This window comes from Vibrio rubrogenes (assembly GCF_059641415.1).
This window is the reverse complement of record NZ_JCARSY010000001.1, coordinates 402,885-424,973: the sequence shown is the minus strand read 5'-3', so window position 1 is coordinate 424,973 and position 22,089 is coordinate 402,885. Positions and strand designations below refer to the sequence as shown.

Sequence of the window (22,089 nt, the reverse complement as noted above, 5' to 3'; positions counted from 1 at the left end):
TTAAAAACTATGCGTTTTGAAACGGTTGGGGTTGTGTCTCACTGTCGAAGAGCCACTTTGGGGTGGCAGATATCGATAAAATGCGGCGAGATCCCTGTTGTTGGGCTGTCGCATCCCTAGTGCAGTGGTGATTCGATATCTGCCTGAATGACCAACGATCAAAATCAGCAAGTTAGAAATTGTATTTCAAACCCACCCGGTAGCGTGGGACGTATTGATCTTTGCCTGCTGTACTTTTGGTGGTTTCCTGAGATGTCAGCCCGAATTCGACAAACGGACGCCAGCCGTTATCCCAGCCCTGATATTCAGCGAACAAGTTAACCAGATTCAGGTAATTGTTATCACCGTCATAGCCGCTGGAGGCAGATTGCTCGAACTTGCCTTCGAAGTCGACCCCCACTTGGTATTGATCGAACTTATATGCTGTGACCAAGTTGACCTGACTGTAATGTGAATTCGGCGAGTCGTTGGACGGCACTTTCATCCCGTAACGATAGCGTAGGGATGCATTCCAGCTGTCACTGATTTTATAGACTCCTTTCAGATCAAACTTATGCACGATAGCACTTGAAGATGAGTCGAGTGCATAGGCTGGTTGAATTTTAAAGTCCTTATTGATGGTGTAGTTGTAACCGATCTTTGTTTCGTGACCGACACTCTTCATTTCACTGAAATTGACACTGTCTTTTTCGTAGCCCCATTTCACTTCTTCGCTGATACCAATGCCATTATCAAACAGATGTGAAATCACTAGTCGATCGCGATGACGTGCTGCTTTTTCACCCTCTTCAGGAATGAATTCATGGCGAACATTAAGTGAAGTCGCATGTGCTGCGCTTGCGGTTAAACCAATGAGTAGAGCAGAGGTAATTAATTTATTTTTCATATTGAAACACCGTTTTGTTATTTGTATTCTCGCGGTTCAATTTAGATCCGATTTTGAACTCTTTGAACTGGTTGGTATGAATAACGTGATCTGTGAAGCGGTGTTTTAATATAAATGTATCAATAAACGTGATCTCTTTAGTATTTGTAGGATTTTCTTTGTGATTTTGTGTCGATGAAAAAAGGAATGGTATGTTTTTTTAACGTTTTAATTTATGTGATTGATAATATTTTGTTTTTATTGGTTTTGATCTGATGTGTGATATTGGAACTGCATTGGATATTTATTTGATTTTAGTCACCTTCTATCCATTTTTGTTCATTCATACTAGCTTGGTTTGATATCAAATGTACCGCATATGCATGTTGCTAATGAAGAATAATTATATTGTTTCAATTTAAAATATAAAAATGAAACCATATTTCACATTTTTTGTTTATCAATTTATAAAATAGCATTCAAGATCACAAATATGAGGTTGAGTGCTGGTAGTTCAGGTGGGATTCAGTTTAATAGAAATAACGAATCCGAATGGGACATTCACCCGAATGATCATTCGGCCACTGTTGATTTTTTTCAGAGGACGAAAACAATATGTATGAAAGTCGTAAGCTGGGACTTGCTTACTTGTCGCCTTATATCATCGGGCTATTGGTTTTTACTGCATTTCCCTTTGTATCGTCATTTCTGATGAGTTTCACCGATTACGATCTGATGACATCACCAGAGTACGTTGGTATTGAAAACTATCGGTATATGCTGACGGAAGATGACCTGTTCTGGAAGTCGATGAGTGTCACATTCTTGTATGTGTTCCTGACTATTCCAGTAAAGTTGGCGTTTGCCTTATTCATTGCCTTTATCTTGAATTTTAAGTTACGGGGGATTCGATTTTTCAGAACGGCGTATTATATCCCTTCAATTTTGGGAAGTAGTATTGCCATTGCAGTTTTATGGCGGGCATTGTTTGCCATCGACGGGGTATTAAACGGTATGTTAGCCCTCGTTGGTATTGATGCTGTGAACTGGCTTGGTGAGCCGTCTTTTGCGCTGTTTTCAATCACATTATTGCGTGCTTGGCAGTTTGGGTCAGCGATGGTGATTTTTTTGGCGGCTTTGCAAAATGTTCCTCAGTCTCAGTATGAAGCGGCATTGATTGATGGTGCCAGCAAATGGCAGATGTTTATCAAGGTCACGGTACCGCTCATTACACCTGTCATTTTCTTTAACTTTATTATGCAAACCACTCAGGCTTTTCAGGAGTTTACCGCACCGTATGTGATTACCGGTGGCGGGCCGATGAAGTCAACCTATCTGATCTCGCTCTACATCTACGAAACCGCGTTTAAGTTTTTTGATATGGGGTATGGGAGTGCATTGGCATGGGCGCTGTTTATTGTCGTAGCCATATTTACATCCATCACATTCCGTTCTTCGAAGTACTGGGTGTTCTATTCAGGTGATAAGGGGGGTAAATAATTATGGCTTCTGTCGTGAGTGTTTCTGCCGAACAGAAACAAAGTAATCAAGCACATCATAGCTATGTGGAGAATGATCGCACCATTCGTCGTGAAAAAATTAATGCGGCGATTCGTTATACGATTCTGATCATTGTCGGCGTGATGATGCTCTATCCGTTGCTGTGGATGTTTTCTGCCGCAATGAAACCAAACCATGAAATCTTTTCGTCGATGAATCTGATTCCGAGTGAATGGAGTCTGGATGGGTTCATCAATGGGTGGAAGACCGGGACGGAATATACGTTCGGTCATTATATCCTGAATACCTTTGCCTATGTGCTGCCGAAGGTTTTTGTCACGGTAGTGTCTTCAACCATTGTCGCTTATGGGTTTGCCCGGTTTGATATCCCATGGAAGAAGTTTTGGTTTGCAACCCTGATCGCCACCATTTTGCTGCCTCAATCGGTCTTGTTGATCCCACAATATTTGATGTTTCGTGAGATGGGATTGCTCGACACCTATTTGCCGCTCTATCTGCCTTTCGCATTTGCAACACAGGGATTCTTTGTCTTCATGCTGATCCAGTTTTTGCGCGGGGTTCCGACCGATATGGAAGAGGCCGCAATGATTGATGGGTGTAACTCTTTTCAAGTGCTCTGGCATGTGGTTGTTCCGGTCATTCGCCCTGCGATTATCTCCGTGGCACTGTTCCAGTTCATGTGGTCGGTGAATGACTTCCTTGGCCCGCTCATTTATATCTCCAGCGTTGAAAAGTACCCCATAGCACTGGCGTTGAAAATGTCCATTGATGTCACGGAAGGTGCAAGGTGGAACGAAATTCTGGCAATGGCTTCAATCGCTATCATTCCTTCAATTCTGGTGTTCTTTATGTCACAGAAATATTTTGTTGAAGGCGTCACCAGCAGCGGTATTAAAGGTTAAATTCTGAGGAGTAATCACAATGGCGGAAGTGAAGTTTAACAAATTAGAGAAAGTCTACTCGAACGGTTTTAAAGCAGTCCATGGTGTTGATTTAACCATTCATGACGGTGAGTTTATGGTGATTGTCGGTCCTTCTGGCTGTGCCAAATCGACCACATTACGCATGCTTGCCGGTCTGGAAAATGTGAGCGGTGGCGAAATCGTGATTGGGGGACAAGTCGTCAATAATCTGGCCCCGAAAGATCGGGGGATTGCGATGGTCTTCCAGAATTATGCGTTGTATCCGCATATGACGGTGCGGGAAAATCTGGGGTTTGGTCTGAAACTGCAAAAACTACCAAAGCATGAAATTGACCAGCGCGTTGAAGAAGCAGCAAATATCCTCGAAATCGAGGAATTACTTGATCGTTTACCAAGGCAGTTGTCCGGCGGGCAGGCACAACGAGTTGCTGTCGGACGGGCGATTGTCAAAAAACCCGAGGTTTTTCTGTTCGATGAACCCCTATCGAACCTGGATGCCAAACTACGTGCATCGATGCGGGTTCGAATTACTGACCTGCACCGCCATCTGAAGCGTGAAAATCATCCGGCAACAGCGGTTTATGTCACCCATGATCAAACGGAGGCGATGACGATGGGTGATCGCATCTGCGTCATGAAGCAGGGGGAGATCATGCAGGTTGATACACCGGATGAACTGTATAACAACCCGGTCAATATGTTCGTGGCCGGATTTATCGGTGCACCGGAGATGAATATGTGCGATGTCATTCTCTCTGAACAGGACGGTGGCATGGCCGCCCTGTTAGGTGATCAAATTTTACAGCTGCCCCCGCATAAGGCGGCCACAATCCGCAGTCACGGGTATCAAAAAACCGTGTTGGGGATTCGTCCTGATAGCATCACACTTGCGCTGACGGAGCCGGATGTCGGACAACAAACCATCATCGGGGATGTGATTCGCATGGAGAATATGGGACATGAAGTCTATGTCCATTTCCGGATCGGGCAGTATGATTTTATTGCCAGAATTCCGATCGATGATGTCCGCGATAAGCTCAACATGGAATTAAGGAAAGGGGTGATGTTTGTTGTGGACATGAATAAAGCACACATCTTCGACAAGGAGACAGAAAAGAATATCTCAATACAAAACAATAAATAAATTGGAGAACAACAATAAACTTATTTGGAGACTAATCCATGAATAGAAAGGTACTGACTACACTGATTTCTGCTGTGATTGCAACCGCTTCTGTGGCTGTACAGGCTCAAACAGAACTGCGAATGTCATGGTGGGGGGGGAATAACCGTCACCAAGCCACTCTGCAAGCATTGGAAAAATTTCAGGAAAAATACCCTGATATTAAAATCAAAGGCGAATATACCGGCTGGGATGGGCATTTGTCCCGTCTGACCACGCAAATTGCGGGCAATACGGAACCGGATGTCATGCAGACCAACTGGAACTGGATGCCGATTTTTTCCCGGGATGGTCAGGGTTTTTATGACATGAATGCTCAGGCAGAAACGCTGCATTTGTTTAATTTCCCCGGTGCGCTCGATCTGACGACAATTGACGGTAAACTGAATGGGTTGCCGGTCAGTATGACCTCCCGCGTGTTCTTTTATAATCGTAATATGTGGATGAAAGCTGGCGTCGGCTATCCACGATCATGGGATGAACTGATGAAAGTCGGACTGGCTTTCAAAGAAAAACTTGGCGATGATTATTATCCGTTGGTGATTGAAGCGCGTGATGTTTTTGCCATGAACCGCTCTTATTTTATTCAGAAATATGGCAAAGATATCATCAATCACGACACCAATCTGATCAACTTTAACCAAGAAGAAATGACACAGTTCTTCCAGCTTTACGTCGATCAGGTAAAAAGTCATCTTTTCCCATCAACCAAAGAGTTTGCTTCTTACGGAAAAGGGAATATGTACGAGATGCGCCCGTGGATCGATGGTCGTTTTGGTGGGTTGTATATGTGGGATACCGCCATTGGTAAATATGCGGCTAATTTAGCGCCACCAATGACGTTGGAGCTTGGGCCATATCCGATGCTTGATGGGGCGACGGACTCAGGGTTGCTGGCAAGACCTTCGATGATGTTCTCCATTGGGCGCAATACCAAACACCCGAAAGAAGCGGCGCTACTGGTAGACTTTTTGCTCAATGATCCTGCAGGCGTCAAAGCTATGGGGCTAGCCCGTGGTATGCCAATCAGTTTGGCTGGATTTAAAACCTTACAGGATGATGGTCAGATTGATGATAAGAGCTTGTCTTATCAAGGTTATCGTTTAGCGCAGCAATTGCCGAAGCATATTGTTCCGACGCCTTATACGGATAATGCACAATTACTGGAGTTATTTGCAGAGTCAATGCAGCAACTGGATTATGATCAGACTGATGTAGAAGGCGCGGCCAGAAACTTCCTGCGCCGTGGCAACCGAGTGTTAAAACGGATTGCTGATTAACGTCATTGTCCTGCCCATCGCATGGGTTTATTGCGCTTTTTTATTCTGTGTTTCCATTCGATAAAAGCCCCGGTCTCGGGGCTATATCTATTTTGAATTGGAGGGTTTGCATGTCTGCATCTCGGCACTCGCGGCTGGCTATTGTGACTCGTTTTTATCGACAGGCGCTAAAATTGGCGCATTCTGATATTTCTCCACTGTTGGCTGATGGTCTTTGTGTGACATCCGGGGAGCCGGTTTGCTGGACTTATCCGGATGGCCGGCGCGTTGCCATGAGTAACTTTGCCAGCCAGCAAAACCTGATGCGTGGATTGACGGCAATCAGTATTGTGACAGGAGACGGCGCTTTTTTGCGTCAGGCACAAGAGACGACTGCCTATTTTTTGGATCATCATGTTGATCAGCGCAGTGGATTATTTTACTGGGGCGGACATCTGTTTGTTGATCTCAATTCAGGTCATCCGGAAGGGCCGGAGAGTAAAGCTCGGGTGCATGAGCTGAAGCATCATTTTCCTTATTATGATCTGCTACACCAAATTCGCCCCGAGGTGACGGAGTGTTATCTGCGAGGATTCTGGGCTGCTCATGTGACCGATTGGCAAAAACTGGATCTCACCCGGCATGGTGAGTATGGACAACCGTTTCTTGCAAATATCTTTCAACAGTACTCCCCTGAGCCGGTGGTGGATCCGCGCCAATGGCCACAACTGCCGGAAACAGTTGGTTTAACCTTTGTTAATGCGTCAACCGATTTGATCTATGCGGCTGTCCATTACTATCGCTATACCGGTGATCAAGATGCTTTAAACTGGGCGAAACATTTATATCATCAGTTTGTTTTGGCACGTCACCCGGAGACGGGAATGCCGGTTTACCAGTTTTCTTCTCCGCGACAGCGTGAACCTGTCCCGGACGATGACCGTTTAACTTACTCTTGGTTTGGAGATCGGGCGGCTCGTCAGTTTGGCCCTGAGTTTGGTGCGATCGCCCGTGAAGCCAATGTACTGTTTCGGGACTGTTGGCCGTTAATCATGGATAATCCGCTGGCGATGATGGCTTGTGCGGAGCAAGTCGGTGACCGGCAATGGCTTGAATGGATCGCTGACGGATTAAAAGCTTATTTTCGCTATGCTTGGGATGAACAAGACAACCAAATGATCCCGATGTGGAATAGCGGACAAGATATGACAGGGTATACCTTTGTCCGGGATGGCTACTATGGTGATAAAGGCACTACGTTGTCGCGACAACCCGCTGATCCTGCATATTTATTCCCGTTGATGAAAGCTGCATTGTTGACGGGGGATCCTGAATTATGCCAACTGGTGAGCCGCATGTTTGCGCGATTCAAATTAGGAGCGCTTGATCCCGTAACGCTGGTTCCCATCCGTCTCGCCCAAACAACCTCATGTACATCGGCTTATCTGATTTTTGCGTTGTTAGAGCTGAATCAATATCATCCCGAATCTGAAGTGTTGCGTTTGGCAGATGTCGTGGCGGAGAATTTATTGGCACGCCATTATCACGCGGAGAGTGGATTGTTTATTGCCCATCCTCAACAGGAAAATGCGCGACTCGATGACCCGCTTCCTTATGCTTTAGTGGCGATAGAAGCTGCATACCAACAGTGTTATGCGCAGCTCCCGCCATTATTTTCCACTGGTGGGTATTTACACGGTGAACAGCGTATTGCCGGAGAGATCAAAGTGGTGTACGACCGCGATATCATTTATGAGCAGCCTTATCCTGAGATGGCGATGTCAACGGGACCGGCTGAGTGAATGAAACCTTTCTCTGTGATCAATACGACTCTCGGCAGGCGCTTTGGGTTACGTCAGCGGCATCGCGTATTATTCCAACATGATATTTGGCCATTTGCCTGGCCGATTTTTATTGAACTGACTTGTGTGGTCATGATGGGCATCATCAGTACGATTCTGGTGAGCCGACTTGGTGCGGAAGAGACGGCAGCCGTTGGTATTACGGATAGTATCACTTGGGTTGTTATCTCATTGCTGTCTGCGATTGCGTTGGGTGGCTCGGTGGTGATCGCACAAGCTTTTGGGCGTTCGGATCGGGAAAAAGCACAGGCCTGCGCGAGTCAGGTGATGTCATTGAGTGTCTTGATGAGCCTGTTCGCCTTACTGCTCATCTATTACTTGGTGGCCCCGATTTTATCTGTGGTCGCCTATGGAGCAACGGGTCAGGTGATTGATTTGAGTGAGCTGTATCTTCAGCTTATTGTTTTCAGTTACCCAGCCTTAGCGATTACATTGGCTGGCAGTGGGGTGTTGCGAGCCGTCGGAAACTCTCGTTTGCCTGCGTTGAGTAATATCATGATGAACCTGCTGAATGTTGCATTCAGTTATCCGTTGATCTACGGGGTTGATGAATTTTTTCCCGGCAGCTGGAGCGGTTTGGGGTTGGTTGGCTCTGGTATCGGGATTATTGCTGCCCGTTGGGTCGGCGCTGTGCTTATCGTGATTTGTCTGATCCGCAATACAACTTTAAAAATTCAGTTACAGCGATATTTCCGCCCTTTCCAGCGGGAAACGCTGGTGGAGATTCTGGCCATCGGTATTCCTTCCAGCATTGAGTCGTTGATGTTTAATCTGGGGAAACTTATCACTCAGATCATGGTTGCAGGGATGGGAACGGTCGCGATGGCAGGTAATGTTGTGACCTTCTCGGTATTACTCTTGTTAAATATTCCGGGAAATACACTGGCGATGACATCGACAGTGTTAATTGGTAAACGTTTGGGACAATATAAACCGAATGTGGCGTACCAAGAAATGAAGTTGATCTTCTGGCTTGCAACCGGATTACTGACGCTGTTTGCGGTACTGATTGTGCCAATGGCGGAGACGGTTGCCCGTTTTTATATCTCGGACAATCATGTAGTCGGTGTTGTGACCAATCTGTTGCTGATCAATGCACTGATGACGCCTGTTTGGGGCGCTTCTTTTGTCTTACCTGCTGCATTTAAAGGGGCGAAGGATGCAACTTTCTGTATGTGGGTAGCGATTGTCAGTATGTGGGGCGGAAGAATGATGCTGGGGTATATTCTCGGGATCACGCTGGAAATGAATATCTATGGTGTCTGGCTCGGGATGTATATGGATTGGTGGATTCGTGGTGTTATCTATTTCTATCGCATGGTGACTCAGGGCTGGTTAACCGTCTATCGTAGAAAAATACTATCGTAGCCTTCCTATTTATGATCGTTTCTCATTGAATACCGTCTAAAGAAAAAACTCTCGCCTAAAGACACCGGATTGATTTACTCCGGTATGATTTCTGCGAGAGCCGTTCGTATGGCTATGTTACTGCTGGTTTAGCGAATGATGGTCGCGACTTCCTTGATGAGTGCTGCCAGTTCATCCCACTTTTCCCCATCAATCAGTTGATTGGGAACCATCCATGTACCACCGCAAGCCAGTACGCTTGGGATGTTCAGGTACTCTTTAATATTCTGAGGATTAATGCCTCCCGTTGGCATAAAACGTACCGGATAGACAGCTGACATCGCTTTGAGCATCGCGGTACCACCTGATGGCTCGGCAGGGAAGAACTTAAGTGTTTTCAACCCCATTTCCATCGCTTGCTCAACCAGACTGGGCGTATTGATACCCGGAATGACGGCGATTTGTCTTTGCTGGCAATATCTAACGGTCGTTGGGTTAAATCCCGGACTGACAATAAAATCTGCACCCGCATCTATTGCAGCATCAACCTGAGCGGGAGTAAGCACTGTTCCTGCCCCGATTAATATCTCTGGATATGCTTCGCGCATACTGGCAATCGCTTGTGCTGCTTGTGCGGTCCTGAACGTGACTTCAGCACAAGGCAGGCCATTTTCAATGAGAACCTGTGCCAGTTTGACTGCCTTTTGGGCATCGTCCAGCGCGATGACCGGAATGACGCCGATGGCTTCTAACTGTTGTTCAAGTGTTTTCATCTTTTTTCCTCATTATCCGATACTGAATATTCGATCAATTGTGTTTATATTGTTTCCACATCAACGGGCGTCTCAATTTCAGGCATATTTTGTTTGGGAATAATCGCACCACGATGTTGAATGACTAGCCCGGCAAGCTGGTGGGCTGATTGAGCCGATAATTCGCAGGATTTACCTAGAAGACGAGCGGCGAGATATCCGGCACTGAAAGAATCACCGGCTGCTGTCGTGTCCACGATCTGTTTGACTGGCTCAGGCGAGACTGACCACTGAGACGAATCGCAAGTGACGATACAAGCTTCACCACCTTGTTTAATCACGATTTCTTTGACCCCGAGCTCTTGAGTCCGCGCAAGTGTCTGAGACGTTTGTGTATCACCCCAAAGCGCGGTTTCATCATCAAATGTCAGGAATGCATAGTCAGTTATGGATAATACTTGGGTATACCAATGTTGGGCTTCTGTGGCAGTCTCCCACAAGGTCGGCCGATAATTATTATCAAACGCAATGGCAATACCATCTTGATGACAGAGGCGAAGCGACTCAAGTAAAATTTCGCGACAGTCTACGGGCAGAATTGCCAGACTGATACCACTTAAGTAAATTAAACCATATTGCGCTAAGCGCGCTGCAAGTTCGGTTGGTGTCTGTTGCCGTAACCAGTATTTTGCTGCTGAGTCATTACGCCAATAGTAAAAACTGCGTTCACCATCTGCTGCGGTTTCTATGGCATAAATGCCGGGTAACTTGTCAGGTGAAATGGCAACCATACTGGTATCAATGTTTTCCTGCTGCCATGCGCTGAGCATATCTTGACTGAATGGATCTCTTCCCAATCCTGTCACATAAGCGGTGGTAATCCCCTGTGAGTGAGTTAATCTTGACAGATAGATTGCGGTGTTGAGCGTATCCCCGCCAAATCCTTGTTCAACCTGATGATTGGCTCGCCGCAATTCAACCATACACTCACCAATAATGGCGACCTGAGTTATTGGCAACATAAAAGCTCCTGAGAATAACAACCGGGTAAAAAGCTATTTTATTTATTATTGATTAAAAATAAAATAATGTTTCATTTTTATGTGACTAAGATCTTTGATTGATCATTGATTACTTGCACACAACATCACCAAAACTTACACGCCATGTCTGATTTCGGGAGTTGGCACAAGAAAAAAGTCAGCCCATAACAGGCTGACAAGTAACTGATTCTTAATCTTTGTTAGGTAGGTAGATCAGATCAGTGAAACTATTTCAGCAAGTCACGTACGTATGCTGCAATGTCTGGCTTCTTGCAATTGTCGAAGAAACATTCCTGAAAACGAGGTCCTGACACCGCTGTTTTGACTAGTTCTTGATCAATCGCTTTTAACGTATCGAGATAGTTATCTTTGACGACAGCAGATTTGACCTGATTGAGGATCCCGGCATTTTGTTTTTGTGGCACGGCACGTTCCAGCGGGTAACCCTGTCCACGTTCGCCTGTGGTGAATGCTTTTTCAAAAATATAACGAATGTTTAGTTCTGCTCCCCAGCCATAACCTTTAGCAAAGGCCAATGAGAGTGCATTACCGTTGTTGATTTGGTTGAACAGAAATGCATCGGATGGTTCCAGACAGTACCCGCACACAACACCGGGATGAATGTTGAGTGACATCATCGCCCCCTGACCTGTACCACATCCGGCGACGACAAAATCTACGGCTTCTGAATTCAAAAGCAGGCTTGCCATGATACCAAGATGAATATAGGTGAGGTGGTGATCATTTTCGTCACTCATACCCACGTTGTAGACTGAGTCACCTTGTGGTGTCACGACTTGAGTCAACTCATTCAGGACCACAGCGTTTTTAGCCGCTTGACTGTTTTCCATCATTAACGCGATTTTCATGTTTATGCTCCTGCGGTTAAAAACCGCAATATAGATTTATGATTTGAGGAAATCTTGCCGCATCGGTGTAAAGTTATCGAGTAACACGCCGGGCTCGAGACAGACACACCCGTGCATGACATTCGGCTCTTTATAAAGCACGTCTCCAGCTTTAACGATTTTTGTTTCATCGCCAATCGTAAATTCAAATTCACCGGATAATACATAAGTGAGTTGTTCGTGGGGGTGGTTATGCATCGGACCAACAGCGCCTTTTTCAAAATGAACTTCAACGCTCATGATATTATCGCTGTAGGCGAGTATTTTCCGTGACACACCATTCCCAAGATCTTCCAGCACAACCTCTTGGTTATAAACGAACATTTTTCCCCCTCTTTAATTTAACTGAAGGACAATCAATCGGAAATCTGATTCGATTCCCGATTCGATGGATTGTTTTTCTCTATTTGCCCGAATTAACGAGCCAGCCAACCACCGTCAACGGCAATCGTATAGCCATTGATATAGTCTGATGCTGATGATGCCAAGAATACACAAGGACCGGCTAAATCTTCAGGAAGCCCCCAACGTGCTGCCGGAATCCGCTCGACAATTTCTTGGTTACGTGATTCATCAGCCCGGAGAGCAGCCGTGTTATTGGTGGCCATATAACCGGGTGCAATCGCGTTGACATTAATCTGGTGTTGCGCCCATTCATTGGCCATGAGACGCGTAATGCCCATCACACCACTTTTTGATGCAGTATACGAAGGAACACGAATACCACCTTGAAAAGAAAGCATCGAAGCAATGTTAATGATTTTGCCTCCGGTGCCTTGCGCCATGAATTGTTTGGCAACTGCCTGAGACATAAAGAAAACGGATTTCACATTGATGTCCATGACATCATCCCAGTCTTTTTCTGAAAATTCGATAGCATCATTGCGGCGGATAATGCCTGCATTGTTGACTAGAATATCAATGCGACCAAGCTCGGTGATCGCGCGATCAATAATATTGGGAATATCGTCCAGCTTCATCAGATTTGCTTGAATCGCCACGAACTTGCGACCGAGCGCTTGAACTTTTTCGATGGTTTCAGTGGGGTGAGCAATGTTGACTCCGACAATATCACAGCCAGCACCTGCTAAACCTAATGCCATTCCCTGACCTAATCCTGTGTCACATCCAGTGACAATTGCAACCTTTCCTTGCAGGTTAAATGAATCGAGAATCATATTCTGCTTCCTCCAGTGGTAACATGCAGCGCGAATGAATCATGATCGTTCACGTTTTGTATGATTTACACTACACAAAAAAAACATAACAGGCAATTTTTTTTGAAACGCTTTTTCATAAAATATGATTCATGTATTTATTTTGTGCTCGTCTGGTGCTGGTTCTAAATTTTTGAAATGGCTTTTTTAAATTACTGGCTCTCTGACTTCTCTTCGTTATAATGAGAAAAAGACAAACTTGTAGGAATAGATTATTCATGCAGAAATCTACCCAGCCAGAAGCCGTTTCTTCGGTGTTGAAAGTATTTAGTATTCTTCAGGCGTTAGGCGAACAAAAAGAAATCGGTGTATCTGAGCTATCTCAACGACTGATGATGTCTAAGGCAACGACCTACCGCTTTTTGCAGACGATGAAGTCTCTCGGATATATCTCTCAGGAAGGTGAGGCCGATAAATATTCGCTGACGCTCAAGCTGTTTGAACTTGGCGCAAAATCTCTTGAGTACGTTGATTTGGTTTCTCTCGCTGATAAAGAGATGCACTGTATCTCTGAAAAAACCAATGAAGCGGTGCATTTGGGGGCTTTAGACGACGGCGCCATTATTTATATTCATAAGATTGATTCCGGTTATAACCTACGGATGCAATCCCGTATCGGGCGACGGAATCCGCTCTACAGTACCGCGATTGGTAAAGTTTTACTGTCTGAGCGAGATGAGTCCTTTGTCCGTCAGATTCTTGAGCCGGTCGAATTCGTCAAGCATACCGATAAAACATTAGAGAATGTGGATCAGTTATTAGCGGAACTGGCGTATGTCAGAGAACGACATTTTGCCGAAGATAATGAAGAGCAGGAATCCGGTCTGCGTTGTCTTGCCGCTCCCGTATATGACCGATTTGGGAATATTATTGCCGGATTGTCGATCTCGTTTCCAACCATTCGTTTCGATGAAAAACGGATGTCTTATTATGTCGGGCTACTTCAGCAGGCTGGCAAAAATATTTCTGAGCAACTCGGATATCATCAATATCCAGTCTAGCCAATTAGCGGATTTGTTTGTCAATGGCAGCAAAGGCTGCCATTTTTTATGGGTGCGATAAGCATAAAAACGGCTTACGAAGGACAAATTTGATCGGTGGTCGTTTCAGGGCAACTGCTTTTCTTTGACTTAATGAGCGCTTAGGATGTGCGAATTGAGGCAAACTGAGCAATCGCAACACGAAGGGAACATCGATGGAATTACATGAAACTTTAAGTCAACGTATCGGAGAATTACTTTTGGCATGTGGGGGTATCCTGGTAACGGCCGAATCCTGTACCGGTGGCGGTATTGCAACTGCTATTACAGAGATTGCCGGGAGCTCCGCTTGGTTTGATCGTGCGTTTGTTACTTATAGTAATGAAGCCAAAATGCAAATCCTGGGCGTCCGACAGGAAACGCTGTCACAGTGGGGGGCTGTCAGTGAGCAGACTGTTTTAGAAATGGCCGCAGGGGCTCTATTGCATTCTCAGGCATCGCTGGCGGTCTCCGTGAGTGGTATTGCCGGCCCCGGTGGCGGCAGTGTCGAGAAACCCGTGGGAACCGTTTGTTTTGCCTGGCAAACACGTTCGGGGTGGGAGAAGGTTGAAACTGTCCATTTTTCAGGAAGTCGCACGCAAGTTCGCTCTCAAGCGGTTTACCATGCTTTGCAGACGATTCATGATTATCTGACACATGAGCGTGTCTCACAGTCATGAAAGCAACCATTGTTTGATCTGCTCGCCTTCTGCTGTTCATGGCGTTGAATGAGTGGCATACCGTATAAAAACATGGCCTGAAAGTGATATGATCCCAAGGATTCAAACCTGTTAGGAAAATTCATCGACAGGTCTGGACACTGTATGAATTTACAGTATAATCATTCAACATATTTTTGGGAAACAACCCATAGACTTAATATCTGAAAGTGACTGTCTGGAGAACGTAATGGACGAGAACAAACAAAAAGCACTGGCCGCGGCACTGGGACAAATTGAAAAGCAGTTTGGTAAAGGGTCAATCATGCGTCTTGGTGATAACCGTACCATGGACGTTGAAACGATCTCTACAGGGTCTCTTTCACTGGATATCGCTTTAGGTGCCGGCGGTTTACCAATGGGACGGATCGTTGAAATCTACGGTCCTGAATCTTCAGGTAAGACAACATTGACTCTGGAAGTCATCGCTGCAGCACAACGTGAAGGTAAAACCTGTGCATTTATCGATGCTGAACATGCATTGGATCCGGTTTATGCGAAGAAACTTGGGGTTAATATTGATGAATTGCTCGTCTCTCAGCCAGATACCGGTGAACAAGCGCTGGAAATTTGTGATGCATTGGCGCGCTCCGGTGCTATTGATGTCATGGTCGTTGACTCGGTTGCAGCATTGACGCCGAAAGCAGAGATTGAAGGTGAGATGGGTGATAGCCATATGGGGCTACAGGCGCGGATGTTATCTCAGGCGATGCGTAAGTTGACCGGAAACCTGAAGCAATCGAACTGTATGTGTATTTTTATCAACCAAATCCGGATGAAAATCGGGGTCATGTTTGGTAACCCTGAAACAACCACTGGTGGGAATGCCTTAAAATTCTATGCTTCTGTCCGTCTCGATATTCGTCGTACCGGATCAATTAAAGAAGGCGACGAGGTGGTTGGTAATGAAACGCGTATCAAAGTGGTGAAAAACAAAATTGCTGCGCCGTTTAAAGAAGCAAATACGCAAATTATGTATGGTCAAGGATTTAACCGCGAAGGTGAGCTGGTTGATTTAGGCGTGAAGCATAAACTGGTTGAAAAAGCGGGTGCTTGGTACAGCTATAACGGGGATAAAATTGGTCAGGGGAAAGCGAATGCTTGTAAATACCTGCGTGAAAACCCTGAAGTTGCCAAAGTCATTGATCATAAAATTCGTGAAATGTTGCTGAGTAATGACCCGATTCCTGAAGACGATCAGGAAGGGGTTGAGACAGCACTTCAGCAAGAAGAAAATTAATTCGCGACGTACTCAGATGACGCGATAAGCGATAAGATCGTGAAACAGCCCTGCAGATGCAGGGCTTTTTTAAAGGGGATTTCAGATGCATAAATTACATTCGAGAACCTGTTTGGAAACCGCGATCCAGCTATTAAGCCGCCGGGATCATGGCCGTATCGAGTTATACCATAAGTTGATGGCAAAAGGCTTTGACGACAATGAAGTCGAACAGGCTGTACAGGCTTGTGAACAGTATGGCTACTTGGATGATATGCGCTATACGCAAGGCATGATTCGACATCATATTGCCAAAGGTCACGGTGAACAGAGAATCTATCAATCGTTGAAACAAAAGCAAGTTGATGAGTCAATCATCGCTGAACAGTTGGCTGCATTGGATATGAATTGGTTTGAATTAGCTAAATCAACGGCGGAGAGAAAGTTTGGTATCAGCCCGGAAGAGCCGGTAAAAGATCCCAAGGTGTATGCGAAACAAGTCCGTTTTTTGCAATATCGGGGGTTTAATTTTGAACAGATTCAATATGCATTGAATCCCAACCACAGATAATGTGTTCTCCCATTTTTGGGAAATTCCGTAAAGATTAGCTTCGCTGACCTGTCTTCTATAGTCGATGATCGACCTTGTTTATCTGTATTTACACTTCAAAACAAAACTAGGCGAACACTTATCCATGCTTTACAATAGGGCGCAAAATTTTAGTTGAATCTTTGAATATTTCAGGAATAGCACATGTACATGAGCACTGACGAGGTTCGCCAGGCGTTCCTCTCGTTCTTTGAAACAAAAGGACACCAAATCGTAGACAGTTCATCTTTGGTCCCTGCCAATGATCCAACACTGCTATTCACGAATGCGGGGATGAACCAGTTTAAAGACTGTTTTCTTGGTTTAGAAAAGCGCGATTATACACGAGCTGTTACTGCGCAACGCTGTGTTCGGGCTGGTGGTAAGCATAATGATCTGGAAAATGTCGGCTTTACTGCGCGACACCATACATTTTTTGAAATGTTGGGTAACTTCAGTTTCGGTGATTATTTTAAGCAAGACGCCATTCAGTATGCGTGGGAGTTTCTGACTGAAGTCCTCAAGTTACCTCAGGAGCGTCTGTTAGTCACCGTTTATCAGACTGATGATGAAGCGTTCGATATCTGGCACAAGCAGATCGGTCTGCCTGCTGATCGGATTATCCGCATTGGTGATAAAAAGGGTGGCAAGCCTTATGAGTCAGATAACTTCTGGCAAATGGGTGATACCGGCCCTTGTGGTCCGTGTTCTGAAATTTTTTATGATCATGGTGAGAGCATTTGGGGCGGTCCTCCGGGATCACCAGAAGAAGACGGTGATCGATTTATTGAAATCTGGAATAACGTTTTCATGCAGTATAACCGTCATGCTGATGGCACGATGGAACCTCTGCCAAAACCGTCTGTCGATACAGGAATGGGGATTGAGCGTATTTCAGCAATCATGCAAAGTGTGCACTCAAATTATGAAATCGACGTCTTCCAGACCCTGATTAAAGAAGCTGCGCAAGTGATTGGATGTGATGACCTTTCAAATCAGTCGCTTCGCGTGGTTGCAGATCATATTCGCTCTTGTTCGTTCTTAATTGTTGATGGAGTACTGCCGTCTAACGAAGGTCGTGGTTATGTCCTGCGGCGCATTATTCGTCGTGCTGTACGTCATGGCAACAAACTGGGTGCTCAGGGCGTATTCTTCCATAAATTGGTTGGTCCATTGGCCGAGATTATGGGCAGTGCCGGTAAAGAGTTGAAAAAACAGCAGACTATAGTTGAAAAAGTGCTTCGTATCGAAGAAGAAAACTTCGGACGAACACTGGAACGCGGCATGTCTATTCTGAATGAAGCGCTGGAAAATCTGGATGGAAAAGTTCTTGACGGAGAAACAGTCTTCAAACTTTATGACACTTATGGTTTCCCTGCGGATTTGACCAATGATGTTGTGCGTGAGCATGGCCTCAGTATTGATGAAGCCGGATTTGAACAGGCAATGGAAGCACAACGTCAACGTGCTCGTGAAGCCGGACAGTTCGGTACGGATTACAACACCATCATTAAAGTTGATGCTTCAAGTCAGTTCTGTGGTTATGAAGGCACGGAAGGACAAGGCAAGATCGTTGCTCTGTTTGTTCATGGTGAATCGGTTGAGACACTTTCATCCGGTGATCTCGCAATGCTAGTATTGGATGAAACGCCATTTTATGCGGAATCGGGTGGCCAGTGCGGTGATGCGGGTGTTATCCGTACCGATAGCGGTGTGTTTCAGGTTGTAGACACTCAGAAGCAGGGCAATGCCATCATTCATTATGGCTCATTGATTGAAGGGGTTCTGAATCAAGGCGAAACGGCTGAAGCTCAGGTTGATGCCAAAAGAAGATTGGCCACGTCACTGAACCATTCTGCAACGCATTTGTTACATGAGGCCTTGCGCCGCGTTTTGGGTGAACACGTGACTCAGAAAGGTTCTTTAGTCAGAGCGGAAAGTTTACGATTTGACTTCTCTCACATGGAAGCCATGACTACTGAAGAACTGAAAGAAGTTGAACGGATGGTAAACCAGCATATCCGGAATAACCATACGGTTGAAACGAATATCATGGGGCTGGATGAAGCGAAAGCTAAAGGCGCGATGGCTTTATTTGGTGAAAAGTACGATACCAAAGTCCGCGTGTTGTCGATGGGAGACTTTTCGACCGAACTGTGTGGTGGTGTCCATGCGAGCAGTACCGGTGATATTGGGTTATTTAAGATTGTCTCTGAAAGTGGTATTGCTGCCGGTGTTCGCCGGATTGAAGCGGTCACTGGTGAAGCTGCGCTGGATATGATTGATGAGCAGCAAGCAACTTATGAAGGTAAGTTGGCTGAAGCGGCTCAGAAAGCAAGACAGTTGGAAAAAGAGATCCAGCAGATGAAAGATAAGCTGGCATCTCAGGCTAGTTCAAATCTGCTTCAGCAAGTGAAAGAGATTGCGGGCGTTAAAGTCTTGGTTGCTCAATTACAAGGTGCGGATAATAAAGCACTTCGCGGTATGGTTGATGAGTTGAAAAATCAGCTGGGCAGCGGAGTGATTATGTTGGGTAATGTCAATGACGATAAAGTCGGCCTCATTGCCGGGGTGACGAAAGATTTGACCAGTCGGGTGAAAGCCGGTGAGCTTGTCAATCTGGTTGCTCAGCAAGTCGGTGGTAAGGGCGGAGGTCGTCCGGATATGGCTCAGGCTGGCGGTAGCGATGTGAATGCATTGCCTCAAGCTTTGGCATCGGCAGAAGTATGGATCGAATCCCAGTTATAATCTGAGTTACATATAACTTTAGATTGATTCAAAATAATTATTTATCCCTGACCAAGTGGTTTAATTAGCGTCTCTAAACTAAGCTGATAAGCCGCTTGGTTTTGTTTTTATCACATTTTTTACGGTGATGTTCTTGAATCTGAGATGACATCGCCATGTACCGAATGATACCCAAACAGACTGTCTGGGTTGATTTCTGAGAGAGACTTTGTCTTAGGAAGGTGACGACTGGTGAAAACTCCCCTTATAGTTCAAAAATTTGGTGGGACATCAATGGGTTCGATTGAAAGAATCCATACGGTAGCACAACATGTAATCGATGCGAAAGCGAGTGGTCAGCAGGTGGTGGTCGTAGTGTCGGCTATGTCTGGTGAAACCAATCGATTATTAGATTTAGCCCATCAGGTTGATCGGGTTCCAAATGCTAGGGAACTGGATGTGATTTTATCCGCAGGAGAGCAGGTATCAATGGCTCTGCTGGCAATGACGCTGCATAAAATGGGGTATTCAGCGCGTTCATTCACAGGTTCCCAGCTTGGTATTGTGACGACAAATCAGTATAACGATGCGACGATTCTACAAGCTGATACAGCGAAAATTCAGCAGTTATTGAATGAAGATACGATCGTGATTGTTGCTGGTTTTCAGGGCGTGAGTGAGAACGGTGATATCACGACGCTGGGACGCGGTGGTTCTGATACGACCGCAGTGACGCTTGCCGGAATGCTGGCAGCGGATGAATGTCAGATATTTACCGATGTCGATGGCATTTACAGCACGGATCCCAGAATAGTCGGAAATGCCAAAAAACTCGATGTTATCGATTTCCCGTCAATGGAAGAGATGTCCCGGAAAGGCGCGAAAGTGCTTCATTTACCGTGCGTCCAATATGCGTGGCAACATCAGGTTCCGTTGCGGGTTTTATCGACATTTGAACATAATGAGGGGACTCTCATTCGTGGGGAAAGCTCACCGTATGATGTGTGTGGTATCGCGGTCCAAAAAGAGATGATCAAGCTGAGTTTTGAACCTCATCACGTTGATTCCATTCTGAAACAATGCCATTTGTTAGGAATTGATGTATGGAATGTGATCGGTGATACAGAATTCACAGCTTTACTGATTAAACAGGATGCTAGTGCTAAGTTGGGACTGGTGTTTGAAGATAAAATCCGTAATAGTAAGCCAGTTAGCTTACTGACGATTGTCGGCAAGAAAGCGAATGATTTGATTGATTCAACATATCAGTTGCTTTGTTCTGCCAATATTCTGATAGATAGTGGTTATTCTGATAACTTATCTCATAGTCTGGTGATCGCGCCTGAACAAATAGATAGTGCAGCGAATGTCATTCATGAAGCTTATGTCATTTCCGGTTCATTTGTTGATCATGAGCCCAAACAGCGTTTTATGGGCTGATTTTGTATGAGACAGTTTACCCCTATAGGTTTTTTAATAGATAATAATGTGGTTAAGGCAAAACAGAGATGACTCAAGGAGCCAAAGAATGCTAATTTTGACTCGCCGTGTAGGCGAAACGCTCATGATAGGTGATGAAGTCACAGTAACTGTACTCGGTGTGAAAGGCAACCAAGTGAGAATTGGTGTCAATGCTCCCAAAGAAGTATCTGTTCACCGTGAAGAAATATACATGCGTATTCAGGCAGAAAAAGGGGGGAATAGCAGCTCAGGTACACCGAGCTATTAATCCTCGATGAAAGGCTGGCAATCATTTTTTGTCAGCCTTTTTTATACCAACCGGATAGCGATGATTCTCTCTATCTTCCTGCTTTTTATCGTGTTGATGATTCGAATCACAAATCGATTGATTGGTGACTTAGTGTGAGCGATGTGTCTCGGCTGGCGATAAAAGAGGCAATTTATTTCACATTGATTAAATAGCCAACGCTTGATGCGTTTTTTCCTGTTTTTTCCAAGAAAATGTTTGACATATTTTTGGTAAATCGTAATATGTGCCTCCGCAAGACGGTGAGGTGGCCGAGAGGCTGAAGGCGCTCCCCTGCTAAGGGAGTATACGGTTTATAGCCGTATCGAGGGTTCGAATCCCTCCCTCACCGCCATGTCTTGCTTGATTCATGAAGTATTGCGCGCTCGTAGCTCAGCTGGATAGAGTACCTGGCTACGAACCAGGCGGTCGAAGGTTCGAATCCTTCCGAGCGCGCCACTTTATGATTGTGTTGTGGTGAGGTGGCCGAGAGGCTGAAGGCGCTCCCCTGCTAAGGGAGTATACGGTTTATAGCCGTATCGAGGGTTCGAATCCCTCCCTCACCGCCATAAGCACGGTTCATTCGTGAATTGGAACAACACTGTGTCAGAGAATGTTGAAGTATTGCGCGCTCGTAGCTCAGCTGGATAGAGTACCTGGCTACGAACCAGGCGGTCGAAGGTTCGAATCCTTCCGAGCGCGCCACTTTAATGTTAACGGCAACATCAGTAAATTGATTTAACAGTGCGCTCGTAGCTCAGCTGGATAGAGTACCTGGCTACGAACCAGGCGGTCGAAGGTTCGAATCCTTCCGAGCGCGCCATTATTTCGATTTTTTGAACAATAATGCATTTCATCAGCGCGCTCGTAGCTCAGCTGGATAGAGTACCTGGCTACGAACCAGGCGGTCGAAGGTTCGAATCCTTCCGAGCGCGCCATTTCTTTATATTTCTCCTTATCTGCTTTTCGATTATTCTTTTATTTTTTGATAGCTTACTCACGTATTGCCGTCTTGATTTATTCCTTTTTTCTATCTTTCTCTCAGCATTTGCATAAACTTTATTCGATACTGTTCGCGTTGAATTTTTGATGTGATATTCGGGCTTTCTACCATGTGTATGGTGAAATGACTTCAGTCAAGATTTGAGATGAGCCCGTTTAAGTTTGTTGATACGGATGTTTAACAAAT

The 22,089-nt window shown here is 45.3% G+C and carries 19 protein-coding genes and 6 tRNA genes; 19 read left to right on the top strand and 6 right to left on the bottom strand.

The window, feature by feature from the left end:
* Positions 1-172: 172 nt before the first annotated feature.
* Positions 173-886: an oligogalacturonate-specific porin KdgM family protein gene (locus AC55NX_RS02010; RefSeq protein WP_496994210.1), complete on the bottom strand. Its 714-nt coding sequence runs from the start codon at positions 884-886 to the stop codon at positions 173-175.
* Between the two features lie 594 nt (positions 887-1,480).
* Here AC55NX_RS02010 and AC55NX_RS02005 point away from each other — a divergent pair.
* The 6 genes from AC55NX_RS02005 to AC55NX_RS01980 all read left to right on the top strand — a co-directional run bounded on the left by AC55NX_RS02005 (position 1,481) and on the right by AC55NX_RS01980 (position 8,981).
* A complete protein-coding gene (locus AC55NX_RS02005; protein WP_059121587.1) occupies positions 1,481-2,365 on the top strand; it encodes a carbohydrate ABC transporter permease in 885 nt (294 codons plus the stop codon).
* Between the two features lie 2 nt (positions 2,366-2,367).
* Positions 2,368-3,288, top strand: coding sequence for a carbohydrate ABC transporter permease (locus AC55NX_RS02000; RefSeq protein ID WP_496994209.1), 921 nt, complete (start codon positions 2,368-2,370; stop codon positions 3,286-3,288).
* Between the two features lie 19 nt (positions 3,289-3,307).
* Positions 3,308-4,453 (top strand): ABC transporter ATP-binding protein, encoded by a 1,146-nt coding sequence (locus AC55NX_RS01995; RefSeq protein WP_496994208.1) that lies wholly within the window; start codon positions 3,308-3,310, stop codon positions 4,451-4,453.
* Positions 4,454-4,491: 38 nt separating this feature from the next.
* Positions 4,492-5,772 (top strand): ABC transporter substrate-binding protein, encoded by a 1,281-nt coding sequence (locus tag AC55NX_RS01990; protein ID WP_496994207.1) that lies wholly within the window; start codon positions 4,492-4,494, stop codon positions 5,770-5,772.
* Positions 5,773-5,882: 110 nt separating this feature from the next.
* A complete protein-coding gene (locus AC55NX_RS01985) occupies positions 5,883-7,553 on the top strand; it encodes a pectate lyase (RefSeq protein WP_496994206.1) in 1,671 nt (556 codons plus the stop codon).
* Positions 7,554-8,981: an EmmdR/YeeO family multidrug/toxin efflux MATE transporter gene (locus AC55NX_RS01980; RefSeq protein ID WP_496994205.1), complete on the top strand. Its 1,428-nt coding sequence runs from the start codon at positions 7,554-7,556 to the stop codon at positions 8,979-8,981.
* 128 nt (positions 8,982-9,109) lie between these two features.
* Here AC55NX_RS01980 and AC55NX_RS01975 read toward each other — a convergent pair whose 3' ends face one another.
* From AC55NX_RS01975 to kduD, 5 genes are all read right to left on the bottom strand, one after another.
* On the bottom strand, positions 9,110-9,733 hold the full coding sequence (locus AC55NX_RS01975; RefSeq protein WP_496994204.1) for a bifunctional 4-hydroxy-2-oxoglutarate aldolase/2-dehydro-3-deoxy-phosphogluconate aldolase: 624 nt from the start codon (positions 9,731-9,733) through the stop codon (positions 9,110-9,112).
* Positions 9,734-9,777: 44 nt separating this feature from the next.
* A complete protein-coding gene (kdgK, locus tag AC55NX_RS01970) occupies positions 9,778-10,734 on the bottom strand; it encodes a 2-dehydro-3-deoxygluconokinase (RefSeq protein WP_496994203.1) in 957 nt (318 codons plus the stop codon).
* A 248-nt stretch (positions 10,735-10,982) separates the two neighbouring features.
* Positions 10,983-11,624, bottom strand: a complete 642-nt coding sequence (locus AC55NX_RS01965) for an RpiB/LacA/LacB family sugar-phosphate isomerase (protein WP_496994202.1) — start codon at positions 11,622-11,624, stop codon at positions 10,983-10,985.
* A 36-nt stretch (positions 11,625-11,660) separates the two neighbouring features.
* A complete protein-coding gene (locus AC55NX_RS01960) occupies positions 11,661-11,987 on the bottom strand; it encodes a cupin domain-containing protein (RefSeq protein WP_496994201.1) in 327 nt (108 codons plus the stop codon).
* Between the two features lie 92 nt (positions 11,988-12,079).
* Complete coding sequence (kduD, locus tag AC55NX_RS01955) at positions 12,080-12,841, bottom strand: 2-dehydro-3-deoxy-D-gluconate 5-dehydrogenase KduD (protein WP_496994200.1); 762 nt, start codon at positions 12,839-12,841, stop codon at positions 12,080-12,082.
* Between the two features lie 257 nt (positions 12,842-13,098).
* Here kduD and kdgR point away from each other — a divergent pair, with 257 nt between their 5' ends.
* The 13 genes from kdgR to AC55NX_RS01890 all read left to right on the top strand — a co-directional run bounded on the left by kdgR (position 13,099) and on the right by AC55NX_RS01890 (position 21,838).
* Positions 13,099-13,881 carry a DNA-binding transcriptional regulator KdgR gene (kdgR, locus tag AC55NX_RS01950; protein ID WP_496994199.1) on the top strand — a complete coding sequence of 261 codons (783 nt, stop codon included), beginning with the start codon at positions 13,099-13,101 and terminating at the stop codon, positions 13,879-13,881.
* 194 nt (positions 13,882-14,075) lie between these two features.
* A complete protein-coding gene (pncC, locus tag AC55NX_RS01945; protein WP_496994198.1) occupies positions 14,076-14,579 on the top strand; it encodes a nicotinamide-nucleotide amidase in 504 nt (167 codons plus the stop codon).
* Positions 14,580-14,808: 229 nt separating this feature from the next.
* Positions 14,809-15,858 carry a recombinase RecA gene (recA, locus tag AC55NX_RS01940; RefSeq protein ID WP_496994197.1) on the top strand — a complete coding sequence of 350 codons (1,050 nt, stop codon included), beginning with the start codon at positions 14,809-14,811 and terminating at the stop codon, positions 15,856-15,858.
* A gap of 85 nt (positions 15,859-15,943) precedes the next feature.
* Positions 15,944-16,408, top strand: coding sequence for a recombination regulator RecX (gene recX, locus AC55NX_RS01935; protein ID WP_496994196.1), 465 nt, complete (start codon positions 15,944-15,946; stop codon positions 16,406-16,408).
* Between the two features lie 183 nt (positions 16,409-16,591).
* Positions 16,592-19,174, top strand: coding sequence for an alanine--tRNA ligase (alaS, locus tag AC55NX_RS01930; RefSeq protein WP_496994195.1), 2,583 nt, complete (start codon positions 16,592-16,594; stop codon positions 19,172-19,174).
* A 231-nt stretch (positions 19,175-19,405) separates the two neighbouring features.
* Positions 19,406-20,593 carry an aspartate kinase gene (locus AC55NX_RS01925; protein WP_496994194.1) on the top strand — a complete coding sequence of 396 codons (1,188 nt, stop codon included), beginning with the start codon at positions 19,406-19,408 and terminating at the stop codon, positions 20,591-20,593.
* A gap of 88 nt (positions 20,594-20,681) precedes the next feature.
* Entirely contained in the window at positions 20,682-20,882 is a 201-nt protein-coding gene (csrA, locus tag AC55NX_RS01920) for a carbon storage regulator CsrA (protein WP_072955909.1), read from the top strand.
* 280 nt (positions 20,883-21,162) lie between these two features.
* Positions 21,163-21,255, top strand: a tRNA-Ser gene (locus AC55NX_RS01915).
* A 27-nt stretch (positions 21,256-21,282) separates the two neighbouring features.
* Positions 21,283-21,359: transfer RNA gene (locus AC55NX_RS01910), tRNA-Arg, on the top strand.
* A gap of 17 nt (positions 21,360-21,376) precedes the next feature.
* Positions 21,377-21,469: transfer RNA gene (locus AC55NX_RS01905), tRNA-Ser, on the top strand.
* 59 nt (positions 21,470-21,528) lie between these two features.
* Positions 21,529-21,605, top strand: a tRNA-Arg gene (locus tag AC55NX_RS01900).
* Between the two features lie 41 nt (positions 21,606-21,646).
* Positions 21,647-21,723, top strand: a tRNA-Arg gene (locus AC55NX_RS01895).
* A 38-nt stretch (positions 21,724-21,761) separates the two neighbouring features.
* Positions 21,762-21,838: transfer RNA gene (locus tag AC55NX_RS01890), tRNA-Arg, on the top strand.
* Positions 21,839-22,089 lie beyond the last annotated feature (251 nt).